11 protein-coding genes are annotated in these 12,232 nt (G+C 69.2%); 3 read left to right on the forward strand and 8 right to left on the reverse strand.

The window, feature by feature from the left end:
- Nucleotides 1-45: 45 nt before the first annotated feature.
- Complete coding sequence (locus ACFRAL_RS16695) at nucleotides 46-1,011, reverse strand: ThuA domain-containing protein (protein WP_336394628.1); 966 nt, start codon at nucleotides 1,009-1,011, stop codon at nucleotides 46-48.
- A gap of 244 nt (nucleotides 1,012-1,255) precedes the next feature.
- Here ACFRAL_RS16695 and ACFRAL_RS16700 point away from each other — a divergent pair, with 244 nt between their 5' ends.
- Both ACFRAL_RS16700 and dinB read left to right on the forward strand, forming a co-directional pair.
- A complete protein-coding gene (locus ACFRAL_RS16700; RefSeq protein WP_336394627.1) occupies nucleotides 1,256-1,681 on the forward strand; it encodes a pyridoxamine 5'-phosphate oxidase family protein in 426 nt (141 codons plus the stop codon).
- Nucleotides 1,682-1,747: 66 nt separating this feature from the next.
- Nucleotides 1,748-2,944, forward strand: coding sequence for a DNA polymerase IV (dinB, locus tag ACFRAL_RS16705; protein WP_378885091.1), 1,197 nt, complete (start codon nucleotides 1,748-1,750; stop codon nucleotides 2,942-2,944).
- 52 nt (nucleotides 2,945-2,996) lie between these two features.
- Here the strand turns inward: dinB and ACFRAL_RS16710 are convergent, their stop codons facing one another.
- Together ACFRAL_RS16710 and ACFRAL_RS16715 are read right to left on the reverse strand one after the other, a co-directional pair.
- Nucleotides 2,997-3,494: a hypothetical protein gene (locus ACFRAL_RS16710; RefSeq protein WP_336394625.1), complete on the reverse strand. Its 498-nt coding sequence runs from the start codon at nucleotides 3,492-3,494 to the stop codon at nucleotides 2,997-2,999.
- 282 nt (nucleotides 3,495-3,776) lie between these two features.
- The gene (locus ACFRAL_RS16715) at nucleotides 3,777-3,947 is read right to left on the reverse strand and encodes a hypothetical protein (RefSeq protein WP_336394624.1); all 171 of its coding nucleotides are present in this window, start codon (nucleotides 3,945-3,947) and stop codon (nucleotides 3,777-3,779) included.
- A gap of 132 nt (nucleotides 3,948-4,079) precedes the next feature.
- Between ACFRAL_RS16715 and ACFRAL_RS16720 the strand changes: the two genes are divergently transcribed.
- The gene (locus ACFRAL_RS16720) at nucleotides 4,080-4,643 is read left to right on the forward strand and encodes a hypothetical protein (protein WP_378885095.1); all 564 of its coding nucleotides are present in this window, start codon (nucleotides 4,080-4,082) and stop codon (nucleotides 4,641-4,643) included.
- Between the two features lie 102 nt (nucleotides 4,644-4,745).
- Here the strand turns inward: ACFRAL_RS16720 and ACFRAL_RS16725 are convergent, their stop codons facing one another.
- The 5 genes from ACFRAL_RS16725 to ACFRAL_RS16745 form a co-directional block, all read right to left on the reverse strand.
- Entirely contained in the window at nucleotides 4,746-6,632 is a 1,887-nt protein-coding gene (locus ACFRAL_RS16725; RefSeq protein ID WP_378885098.1) for an alginate lyase family protein, read from the reverse strand.
- Between the two features lie 71 nt (nucleotides 6,633-6,703).
- Complete coding sequence (locus ACFRAL_RS16730) at nucleotides 6,704-8,953, reverse strand: FAD-dependent oxidoreductase (RefSeq protein WP_378885101.1); 2,250 nt, start codon at nucleotides 8,951-8,953, stop codon at nucleotides 6,704-6,706.
- 79 nt (nucleotides 8,954-9,032) lie between these two features.
- Nucleotides 9,033-10,319 (reverse strand): extracellular solute-binding protein, encoded by a 1,287-nt coding sequence (locus tag ACFRAL_RS16735; protein WP_378885102.1) that lies wholly within the window; start codon nucleotides 10,317-10,319, stop codon nucleotides 9,033-9,035.
- Between the two features lie 58 nt (nucleotides 10,320-10,377).
- A complete protein-coding gene (locus ACFRAL_RS16740; RefSeq protein ID WP_378885105.1) occupies nucleotides 10,378-11,271 on the reverse strand; it encodes a carbohydrate ABC transporter permease in 894 nt (297 codons plus the stop codon).
- Nucleotides 11,268-12,197 carry a carbohydrate ABC transporter permease gene (locus ACFRAL_RS16745; RefSeq protein WP_378885108.1) on the reverse strand — a complete coding sequence of 310 codons (930 nt, stop codon included), beginning with the start codon at nucleotides 12,195-12,197 and terminating at the stop codon, nucleotides 11,268-11,270. The genes ACFRAL_RS16740 and ACFRAL_RS16745 overlap by 4 nt, the downstream gene beginning before the upstream one ends.
- Between the last annotated feature and the right edge of the window lie 35 nt (nucleotides 12,198-12,232).

The following is a 12,232-nucleotide window of genomic DNA, read 5'->3' on the forward strand; positions in this document are numbered from 1 at the left end:
GTTCGGGCCCCTTGTGGAATCACTCTTCGAGGGGCTCCGCGGGTGTCAGGCCGTGCAGAACGGCTTGATCCCCATGACGCTCTCCAGGCCCTCCACCACGTGCTGCTGGAAGAAGTCGTCGCCCGTGAGCGGCGCATCCGTCCAGGCGGCGACGTCGTGTCCCAGCGTGGTCAGCCACGAGCGGCCGCCGTCGTAGTACTGGCACCAGCTCACCGGGTGGTGCTCACCGTGGCCGGCCACCGTGGCCTCGCTCGTGGCCTGGTCCACCTCGAGGAGGACGTTGACGAAGCTCGGGTACGGCGTCAGGTTGTACCACTCGTCCTTGAACCCCCACGTCTCGGGCATGAACGACGTCGAGACGTCCCGGTTGTTGACGGTCTCGACCGTCCCTTCGCGGTTCGGGCCGTGGTTGTAGAAGTTCGCACCGCCGAGGAGGCCCTCGTAGTGCTCCCAGTGGTACTCGGCGCCGAAGGCGTTGTGGATCCCGACGAAGCCGCCGCCGCCGCGGAGGTACTGCATCAGGTTGGTCTGCGCCGTGTCATCGAGCGTGTCGCGGTTCGAGCTCAGGAAGACGACGGCCTGGTAATTGTTCAGGCGGGTGAAGCTGGCCAGATCCTCGGTGTAGTCCACGGCGATCCCGCGCTCCTCCGCCCACGCCTTCAGCGCCGACTGCGCGACGTTGTTGGCGTTGAGCGGCGGGTTCATCCCCGGGCCGAGCGCGGTTCCGAGGTGCGCGTGACGAGGTCCGGCGGTGCGGCTCCAGATCAGGATGCGCTTCTGCTCACCCTCCTTCCAGCCGTTGCCCCACTCGTTGTAGCACTCCGGGTCGACGCCGCGGCACACGCCGTAGTCCTTGATCTCGTCGAGGTAGATCTGGCTCGCGGTCGCGGGCTGGCCGCCGAGCCCGTTCCCGTTGTCCTTGCTGCTCAGGGCGGCCGATCCGACGACCATGCCCGCGCCGAGCGCAGCCGCGGCGACGAGAGCGACTCCGGAGCGTATGAGCGATTTCATGTGATCTCCTTTGATCGTTGCTGCAGATTCCTCGGGTGCGCGAGACGCCGTCCGCCCGGGGCTGGTGCGAATCTAGGCGGGGCCCGTCGCGGCGGGCAAAGCCCGTTCCACCCAGTAAGCCGCGCGCGAGGATCGACGCGGCATCCGCTAGCGACATCTCCGCGCGGAGCGAGTACAAAGGAAGCGAAACGGGCGGACGAGTATCGGCGGTGATGGCGTCATGCAGGACACGAACGATGCGGTCGTGACACTCAGCGAGGAGCGGTGCTGGAACCTGCTCGCGCGACGCGAGCTCGGCCGTCTGGCTTTGGACGCCGACGGCGAGCCCGATATCTTCCCCGTGAACTACGTCGTGGACGGGTCGCGGATCCTCTTCCGGACCGCGCCGGGCTCGAAGCTGGCGACCCTCGCAGTGAGCCCTCGCGTCGCCTTCGAGGTGGACGAGTACGACGACACGTTCGCAGCGAGCGTGATCGTCAAAGGCGTGGCGGAGCGCCTCGACCGTCAGCGCGACATCGATGACGCCGACGCGCTGCCGCTGCGGCCGTGGATCCCGACCCTCAAGTACCGCTGGGTGCGCATCACTCCGACGCAGATCAGCGGGCGGTGGTTCCGGCGGACTCCCGAGCCCGACCGCTACCGGGCGTCGGCGGACGACCACACCACCTGAACCGCGCACCCGGTGTCCGCGGTCGGTGCGACGATTCGCACGACGGGGTGAGCGGCGGGAGGCGGCATGAGGGGCGAGGCGACCGTGCTGCACGCCGATCTCGACGCCTTCTACGCGTCGGTCGAGCAGCGCGACGCGCCCGCCCTCCGCGGCCGACCGGTCATCGTCGGCGGCGGGGTGGTGCTCGCCGCGAGCTATGAGGCCAAGGCGCGGGGCGTGCGCACCGCGATGGGCGGCCGCCAGGCCCGCGACCTCTGCCCGGATGCGGTGGTGGTCCCGCCGCGGATGGACGCCTACTCCGCCGCGAGCAAGGCGGTCTTCGCGATCTTCCGCGATACGACCCCCCTCGTGGAGGGCCTGTCCATCGACGAGGCGTTCCTCGAAGTGGGCGGGCTGCGCCGGCTGGCCGGCACCCCCGAGCAGATCGCCGTGCGGCTGCGCCAGCGGGTGCGCGCCGAGGTGGGGCTCGCGATCTCCGTCGGCGTGGCGAGGACCAAGTTCCTCGCCAAAGTGGCCAGCGCCGTCAGCAAGCCCGACGGCCTGCTGGTCGTCGAGCCCGAGCAGGAGCAGGCGTTCCTCCTCCCCCTCCCGGTAGAGCGGCTCTGGGGGGTCGGGGCCGCGACGGCTGCGAAGCTGCACGGCCTGGGCATCCACACCGTCGGAGAGCTGGCCGATCTGGAGGCGTCGACCGCCGAGCGGCTGCTCGGGAGGGCGGCGGGTTCGCATCTGCACGCGCTGGCGAGACTGCGCGATCCACGACCCGTCGACACCACGCGGCGTCGCGGGTCCATCGGCTCCCAGCGCGCGCTCGGGAGCCGCCCGCGCACGGCCGAGGAGCTCGACGTGATCCTCAGTCAGATCGTCGACCGGCTCGCCCGCCGTCTCCGCGACGGCGACCGGGTCTGCCGCACGGTGGTGCTGCGCCTCCGGTACGGCGACTTCGCGAAGGCCACCCGCTCCCACACCGTCCGCTCCCCCACCGACCGCACCGCGGTGCTCCTCGCCGTGGCTCGAGCGCTGCTCGCCGGGTCGCAGCCCGAGATCGACGAGCGCGGCATCACCCTGATCGGCGTCGCGCTGTCTCAGCTCGGCCGGGCCGACAGCATCCCCCCGGAACTGCCGATCGACTGGGACGACGGCGCTCGTCTCGACGTCGCACTGGATGCGGTGCGCACCCGCTTCGGCGCGGGCTCGGTCTCGCGAGCGACCCAGCTGGGGCGTGATCCCGGGTGGTCGACACCGCTCCTGCCCGAGCACGAGTGACGCGTCGAGGGGTCGCGCTCCGCGTAACGACGACCGTCTCGCGGACCTCCCGTCACAACGCGGCCGCGAGCTCCTCGCCCCACCGGCGGGCCCGCTCGAGCTCGCCGTCGGCGACCGGCCCCGAGTAGCCGTGCACGCCGAACGTCTGCGGTTTGGCCGCGGGCCGGAAGCCGAGTGCGACGAGGCGCTTCATCGCCTTCTTCGCGGCCGATCCCGGCAGGCGCGGGCTGGTGACGCGGGTGTCGAACGTCGCGACCGGGATGTCGCGACCGGGCGAGGCCAGCGATGCGATCCATTCACGGATGCCTCGGGGCGGGATGTTCTCCGCCCCCTGCTGCTGCGCCGACTCCCTCGTCTTCTCCGTCGACATCGAGAACGCGTGCGTCGGGCCGCCCACGACGAGGAGGTCGACGTCGCCCTCGAGCACCGCCGGGGCCGAGACGGCGTCGACCACGTCCGTGGATTCGAGCCCGAGGCCGGCGGCGATCTCGCGGGCGAGCTGCTCCGTGTTGCCCCAGAGCGTCTCGAACACCACTACTGCATGCATCATGCCTCCTTCGCGCCCGCGTGGTGCGGCCGCCTCATGGGATGAATGGTTCTCTTCAGGGCCGATCGCCCGGACGCTCAGCCGGCGCCGTCTGCGCATCGAGCGGCGAGCGGACCGCGCGGATGAGGCGGACGAGATACACCACCAGCGGCGTGCCTGACACCAGTCTCGACAGGCCAGCGGCGCGCATCCGGGCCTTTGGTCCCGCGTCGGCCGCCGAGCCCTGCGGAAGGTCGAATTGCTCTGCCCGGCGACGGTCGACGACACCGGTATCTCGAGCCGGCGTCAGGCGCCCTTGCCGCGGCGGCCGGCCGCTCGGCGCACGAAGCCGAAGATCAGCGTTCCCACGAAGAGAATGGCGCCGATGATGCCGAGCCAGAGAAGCCCTTCGAGAGCGAATCCCACGACCGCGAGGACCGCCCACACGACCAGGAGGATGATGATCGCCGTCAGCATTTCCTCATGCTAGCGACCCCACCCAGGCACGGATGGGCCCCTGCTCCCGCGGGGGTACGAGTCCCTCTTCGAACGGCTCGGCCGTGCGGCCGAACCTGTGAGGCGTACATGTTGGGGGCGTAACGTCCGGTTATGGACACACAGACACGAACGAGCGGTGCGGATGCCGCGACGCTGGGCCTGGGATCGGTGCTGGTGGGTTCGTTGCCTGCTGAGCTGATGACAGACGACGCCCCGGACCGTTACACGGTCGAGGCGGTATTCACTCGCCGACCCGAGAAGGACGAAGTGAGAGAGATCCTGGGGACCGGGACGCGCGACCATCTCGCGAACGCCGGGTATCCGACGGTGGAACTGACCGTCGCCGACCGTCGCCTGGTGATCGAGAACACGAACCTCGAAGAGCTGCGCGATGGGCTCGCCGGCGTCATCGCGGACATGCTCGCTGGGATCAGCACGATGCTCCACCAGAAGCAGGAAGCAGCCGCGATGCTGCTGCAGGAAGCCGCATCGAGCGAGCACGACCGGGCAGCGGCTGTCGAGACCCTCGCGGAGTCGATCGCGTTCCGGACCACGCAGAGTACGGGCACTCCCGCAGGCCTGTCGGCGGATGCTGTCGCCGTCGACGACGGCACCCAGCTCGCGGGCTGGGGCAGCGAGGGGGGACGTCAAGAACCTGCTTCACGGCAGGAGTGACGCATCGGTGCACGCATCCGCGAACGTCAGGCCTGGGAGGCGCATCAGCGCCACCCAGGCCCGCGGGCGCACCGCGCAGTGCACCCTGTCTTCGACGTCAGCTCACGCGGCACCCTGGGGCAGCCCGCCACCATTGGCATGACCCGGCATGCCGGGCACCCCGGCGTGATCGGGTGGGCCGGGGACTCCGGCGTGACCGGGCGCTCGACCGTGGTCGCCTCCCGGGGCCGCCGGGTCGGCGAGGCCACCGTGCGTGAGACTGAGGTGCGGCGCTGAGTGGATCGTCGTCATCGCCCCCTCCTCTGCCAGCAGCGCATCGATCGTGGCGGACGGGTAGTGGTTCGCCCCGAGTTCGAAGTAGCTCATGCTGTGCGCGATGACCCCCACAGCCCTCAGGTAGTCGATCGTCCGCACGTTGGCCAGCTTCGCGAGATCCCCGGTGTAGTACGGGAAGCTCTCCGGAGCGGCCACCCACGAGGCAGCGGCGTCGACCGCATCACCGAGGCCGGTGCCGTGGGCGTTGACGTACGAGTGGACGTCGTAGCCGTGACCGGCGAGCGTCTCGGCGACGAGCATGAGCGGCAGCAGAGAGAAGTGGGTGTACCAGATCCCGTAGTCGCCGACGCCGTTGTTGCGGGTGACCTCCTCAGGCATATGACCGTTCGCGTCGACCTGGTGCTCGATCAGCTCCGTCGTCCGCACGTACGCCGCATCGATGGCGGCTGTGTCGCCGAGGTACGCCGCGCTCGCTGCGGTCAGCTCGAGAGCCCAGCTGCCCCAGTTGTTGGTGCGATGGAGAATCGAGCCGGCCACGGGAGTCGCCGTCTCCGAGAGGAAGCCGGCGAAGGCGCGCTCCCCCTCTTCCGACCACGCGGGCGTGCCGCGGAGCAGCTCGGCGGCGAAGACGAAGGCGGGGAAGTGGTAGCTGAACGCCAGAGCGGAGTCCTCGCTGGTGCGGACGCAGTCGACCGTTCCCATCCAGGCGTCGATGAAGGCGGCGGCGTGTGCCCCGTAGCTCTCATCTCCGGTGAGGCGGTAGGCCAGCGCCAGCTGGTAGGCCGTGTTCGCATCGTTCTGCAGGCCGTCGCGCGCCGCCCGGTGCGCCGTGGGGTTGTTGTAGAAGAACGGCACGAAGAAGACCTCGGGCGGCGCCGGCGTCCGCGCCATCCCGGCGGTGACGTCCTCCATGAGTCGGTCGAACCCGGAAGCCTGCGGCTCCACGTTCCGCTCCACGCGCCGTGCCACCTCCGCGATGCGCTCCGGGCTGTTCAGGACGAGTCCCCGCTCGCCGACGGTGGCCGGCTCACCGGACCACGCTACGCAGTCCGCGGGAGCAGGCTCGTCGCGCTCGATCGCGCCCGTCAGTTCTACGGCGTCGACGGCCATTCGCACATCGCGGTGCGCCGCGAGCGAGAAGCCGCCGGCGTCGAAGGTCGAATCCGTCACCGACAGCAGGGGCTGATCGGCACCGCCGAGCGAGACATCCAGGCGGTCGCCATCGAGGCGGACGGTCACCGTCACCCAGGACGCCCCCGGACGGGCGGCCGTCGCCGACGAGCCGAGATATGTCACGGCGGAGCCGCCCGCCGCCTTGATCACTGCGAGCTCGCCGTTGTTGCGGAGCAGAACGGTGTAGCCGGACTGCGTGTAATCGTCCGTCGTGCTCGCGCGGTGGACGGTGAAGCCGGCCCACGCGGTCGCGCCGCCGCCCTCCGTGCGGAACGTCGCGGTCGCCGTGCTGGTCGTATCGAGGCCGAGCTCGGTCAGCGCGAGCACCGAGCCGCGCGTCGACCCGGGCGTCACGACTCGCGCCGCACCGTCGGAGGCCTGCCAATCACCTGCGGCGGCCGTCCACGCGCTGCCCAGCGTGTCGAAATCGTCTCGGAACATGCCGCCATCGCCGGTCTGTGCGAGCGCCGGCTGGGCCGCGCCGACTATGGCGACAGCGACGACTGCGGCGAGCGCGGCTCGCCATCGAACCTTCATCATCCGTTTCCTCCTCTTGTATGTGGTCGCAAATCGAGCGAGCGGGGTCCGGCCGGCAGCGCGGCGCCCCCTGCTCAGTACACGCGTATGGACACCACGCGAGCTTGCGGGGCGCCGTTCGTGGCGAGGACCCTCAGACGCAGAGCAGTGGCGGCCGCGACATCTGTCTCGTGGACGCGTTGGCGGCGACGATTGGCCTCGACCCGAACCAGCTCGCGCCACCCGTCTCCTTCACAGACCTCGAGGACGTAGTCCCGGACGAGCTCGGGGAAGACACGCTCGGGCGTGCGGTGGTGGTGGAGCGTGTTCAGTTCCACGTCGGTGTCGTCGTCGAAGACGAGTCGGATGCTGCGCACGCGGCACGCTTCGCGCCATTCCAACGTCAGGGTGGCGTCGTCGGACGGCTGCGACATCCACAGGTTCGGGCCCCCGTAGAAGCGCTGGTACCCGCCCACGGCCTTGGACTCGGCGAACGCCTCGGTGGCCGGGCTCACGCGAACCCTCGGCGAGCGACCGCGCAGCGGGATCGCCGGCCAGGCGATGACGCTCTCCGATTCGTCGACCGCGACGTTCGCATCTCCGTCGGCCTGCGGGCGGTGAGGGAGGGCCAGCACGCCGGGCACCTGCGCGTCGACGAGCACCGCTGAGACACCCTCAGCCGCTTCGAGCACGATGACGACACTCTCCGGCTCGTCTGGCGCCCAGCTCAGCGGGAAGCGGACCCACTGCGGTTCGTCGGATCCGGCCGCCTCGACCTCGACCCTCGCGCGCCGATCGATCGGCACGGCGTTCTGCCGGTGTCCGGTCGTCCAGAGCGACGCGGCCAGTCGGGTGTCCCCGGCGACATGCAGCAGCACGTCGACGTGGTCGATCCGCGGGTCGGCAGGCAGGAGCAGACCGAGATCCCGCTCCAGGGGGAACGGTGCTTGCCCGGCCGCCGGATCGAGTTCACGCGGGTCGAGCGTGCGCGCGGTGGTCGACGCGGTCACGCGGGCTCGTCTTGCCAGATCGCCGGGATCGCCGTTGCGGATGCCGAAGACCGAGGCATCCTGTCGCAGCAGCGTCTGGCGCAGGGTGTGGGCGTGCGTGGCGGCGAGCTCGCGCGGTCGCACGCCGAGGTCGAGTGCGAGGGCGGCGCCGGTGCCGGCTGCCTCGCCACCGGCTCCGCATGTCGCCATGACCCGGGTGGAGCCGAACGCCACATGGCTCGCCGAGATGTCGCGCCCGGCCATGAGCAGGTTCACGACGTTGCGCGAGTAGTAGCTGCGGAAGGGGATGCCGTAGATCCCGTTCGAGTACCGCTGATGCGCCCCGGCTTCGGCGGCGTACATCCCCTCCACGGGGTGGAGGTCGATCGACCATCCGCCGAAGGCGACGGCGTCCGGGTGGTCGACCTGATCCAGGATGTCGTTCTGTGTCAGCACATGGTCGCCCAGGAAGCGCCGGTATTCGCGCTTGCCGGGGAGCGCGCCGACCCACTCGAGGTCGAGCGTGGCGGCGTCGAACTTGCCCGAGTTCTTGATGTAGTCCCAGATGCCGAAGATCACCGACCGCAGCTCGTCCCGGATCGCCTCGTTGTCGTGGACGGTGTCGAGATGCCCACCCCACTCGATCCACCAGTAGTGCGCTCCGGAGTCCCCCGATCGCAGGATGCGGGACGCCGGGATCGGAGTCTGGGTGATGTCCTTGGCCGAGTCGGGGGCGACGAAGTCGACCGGGCGGCCGAGATCCTTCGTGTAGAAGAGAATGGTCGAGCCCAGCAGCTCGCCGTCGGCTTCCTCGGGTGCCCACGACTCGCCGAACTCACGCGACGCCTCGCGCCCGATGCGGTACTCGGCGCCGGCGAGGTGCCCTACGAGGCCGTCGCCGGTGCAGTCCAGGAAGTAGGGGCTCGTGAAGGTGGTGAGGGTCTCGGATCCGATCGTCCATCCGCGCACCGCGGTGACGACGCGCTCGCCGTCGATGTCGGCGGCGTCGACCTCGCGCACGTCGGTGTTGAGGAAGACGGTGATGTTCGGCTCGGCCCGCACCGCGTCGAAGACCACCTCGTCCCAGATGATCGGGTTGCCTTCGGGGTTGCGGTACTGATTCTCGACGTAGAGCTCGCCGATGACTCCGCTTTCGCGGGCGAACCGCTGTACGCCGTGCCCGGTCGCACCCACGACCCAGACGCGCACCTCCGACGACGAGTTGCCGCCGAGCACCGGTCGATTGCCGATGAGGGCCACCCGCTTGCCGAGCCGCGCCGCGCTGATTGCGGCGCAGACGCCGGCCAGGCCGCCTCCGACCACGGTTATATCGGCTTCGACGTTCTGAGTGCGCATGTTTCCTTCGGCGGGTCGAGGTGGGGCAGGGGAGGTCGCCGGCCCGGGAACGAGCCCGGGCCGGCGCGGAGCGGGGTGTTCAGATGAGGCCGGTGATCGTGTCGCCGGCGGTCTTCATCGCGTCGGATGCCGACTTCTGGCCGATCAGGACCGCTTGGACCTGCTCGGCGATCGCGGTCTCCATCTGCGCGTAGGACGGGTACTCCCACAGCGGGCTCGGCTTCGCGGTCGAGGTGACGGTCTCGGTGAAGGCCTGGACGAACGCGTTCGCGGTGACCGTGTCAGAGGCGAGCGCCGCTTCGGTGGTCGGCGGCAGCCCGAGTGCCGCGAAGTAGTCCTCGCTCTGCTGCGGATCGCTCGTGAGCCACTGCGCGAAGTCGGCGGCGGTGCCGGCGCCCTCGCCGTCGACGACGACGACGAGGTGGCCCCACAACACGTGCTGAGGCGTGGATCCCGCCTTGAGGACGGGCCGCGCGATCGGGGTCATCTTGTCGCCGAGCGTGGCATCGGGCGACTGCGACACGACCGACGACTTGCCCACCGGGGCGTCGTCGTAGAGTGCGGTGGCGCCCTGTGAGAAGAGGGTGCGGGCTGCCGCACGGTCGACGTCGGCCGCGATGAGGCCGTCGTCGTACAGCTTCTTGTACCACTCGACGGCCTCGACCGACGCGTCGTCGCCGATCGTCGACTTCCCGTCCTCGATGATGGGCGAGCCGAAGGTCTGCATCCAGACGACGATGTCCTTCAACTGCGCGGCCTTCGTGCTCGCGGCGTAGGGGATCACCCCGATGCCCTTCAACGCGCGGAGGCCGTCCTCGAACTCCTCGATCGTGCCGGGCGTGAGCGAGGTTCCCGCCTTGTCGAACAGCTCGGCGTTGCCGATGAGGCCGATCGCTCCGATCGTCCACGGGAGTCCGAGCTGCTTGCCGCCCGACGTGCCGGCGCCCAGTGCGGCATCCGTGTAGCCGCGGTCGCCGGTGTATGCGGACAGGTCGGTCAGCTTTCCCAGCGCCGCGAGGGCCGACAGCCACGCGACGTCGAGCTGTGCCGCACCGGAGAACTGCCCGCCCCGAACCTGCAGGGTGAGCTGATTCAGGTACTCGTTGTACGGATACGCGCTGGTGTCGATCGAGATGCCCTCGGCGCTCGAGAAGCTCTTGAGCGCTGCCTCGATCGTGGGTTTGGCCGCCTCCTCGGACAGGCTCCACGACGCGAACGCGAAGTCCGTCGGCTCCGCTGCACCCGGAGTCGTGACCGGCGCGCCGGCGCCTCCGGTCGAGCAGCCCGCGAGGCCGAGCAGAGCGGCCCCGCCGAGCCCCAGCACGGAGTAGCGCAGCAGAGACCGCCGCGAGATGTCGTTTGCCATGAGTTCTCCTTCGAAACAGTGCGATCGGGTGGTGGTGGGAGAGGAACGATCGTGAGGTTCAGCCCTTGACTGCACCGGCGGTGATCCCACCGACGAGAAAGCGCTGGAGCAGGATGAAGGCGATGCAGACGGGAACCGAGACCACGAGCGAGGCCGCCATGAGCGCGGGCCACGACGTGCTCGCTTCGGAGATGAAGGTGTTCACGAGGCCTGGGGGAAGGGTCTGCCGGTCGGGCCCGGCAAGGGTGAGCGCGAAGATGAAGTCGTTCCACCCCCGCACGAAGGCGAACAGCCCGGCCGCGACCAGTCCCGGGGCGGCGAGCGGAAGCACGATCGAGTGGAAGATGCGCCACGGACCCGCGCCATCGATCCGCGCGGCCTCGATGAGGTCGTCGGGAAGCGCGTCGAAGAAGCCCTTCAGCATCCACACGCACAGCGGGAGCGTGAAGGTGGTGAACGACAGGATGAGTGCGAGGTAGGTGTTCAGCAGTCCGAACTGGGCGAACACGAGGTACAGCGTCACGAGAAGCAGCGCCTGCGGAAACATCTGGCTCGACAGGACGAAGTACATCAGGGACTTCCGGCCCGCGAAGCGGTACTTCGAGAACGCATAGCCCATGTACATCGACACGATCACCGAGAGCACGGCGGTGATCACCGACACGATCACGCTGTTGCGGAAGTAGACGAAGATCGCCTCGTTTCCGAACACCGTCGCGTAGTGGGCGAACGTCACCTCCTTGGGGAACAGCGTCGGCGGGAACGCGAACACCAGCCCACTGGGGGTGAGCGACGTGACCAGCAGCCAGTAGACCGGAGCGAATCCGAAGAAGGCGATGACGGCGAGCGTGACCCACGTCCCCCAGCGCGTGCGTCGGCGCCGGCGACGTGTCTGCACGGGCGGCGGGTCCTGAGCGAGGACCTCGATGGGCGTGGCCGTCATGGTGGTCATCGGCTTGCTCCCTTCTCGCCGCGCTCGGAGAGCCACACATAGACCACGACCAGGACCGTCAGCAACGCCATCCAGACGATGCCCAGTGCGCCGGCGTGCCCCAGGTCGTATCCCCTGAAAGCGGTGTCGTACACCTCGGTCGCGAAGGTGTTCGTCGTACCCGCCGGTCCGCCGCCGGTGAGGACGAAGATCGTGTCGAAGTGCTGGAAGTTCCAGATGAACTCGAGCAGCACCACGAGTCCTGCGACGCCGCGGATGTGCGGCCAGGTGACCGTGAAGAACCGGCGAACGGTGCCCGCGCCATCCATCGCCGCCGCTTCATGAAGCTCAGCGGGGACCGTCTGCAGCGCGGCGAGGAGCATCACCATGATCCAGGGGAAGGTGTTCCAGGTCTTGGCCACGATGAGCGCCACCCGCGCCGTATCCGTCTGGAAGAGCCACGCGATAGGGCTGTCGATCGCCCCGAGACTCATCAGCATGCCGTTGAGTACGCCGTAGTTGGCGTCGAAGATCCACATCCAGAGGAACGAGACGACCACGCCCGGTATCAGCCATGGGATGAGGAATGCGCCGCGGAGGAAACGCTGCCCCGGAAAGCTCTGATTGAGGACGAGCGCGAGCGCCAGACCGAGCACGAACGGCGCCACCGTCGCCCCCACCGTGAAGATGAGCGTCTGCACGAGCAGCGGCCCGAACTCGGTCGTGAGCACCTGGACGATGTTGTCGAGGCCGACGAACGTCATCCCCGGATAGAGCAGGTTCTCGTCGAAGAAACCTGAGATCAGGGAGCGGATCAGCGGGTACAACACGATCGTGCACAGCAGCACGATGCCGGGCAGCAGCAGGAACGCCAGGAATGCTCGGTCACTCAGCGGTGTGCCGCGCGTGCGCCTGGCGGCGGGTGCGGCCACGCGGGATGTGGTCATCGTCGTCCTTCGCAGTCGGGCCGGGCATCGTCAGC

The sequence above is a fragment of the Microbacterium sp. NPDC056736 genome, from assembly GCF_042790415.1.
In the GTDB taxonomy this organism is placed as follows: Bacteria; Actinomycetota; Actinomycetes; order Actinomycetales; family Microbacteriaceae; genus Microbacterium.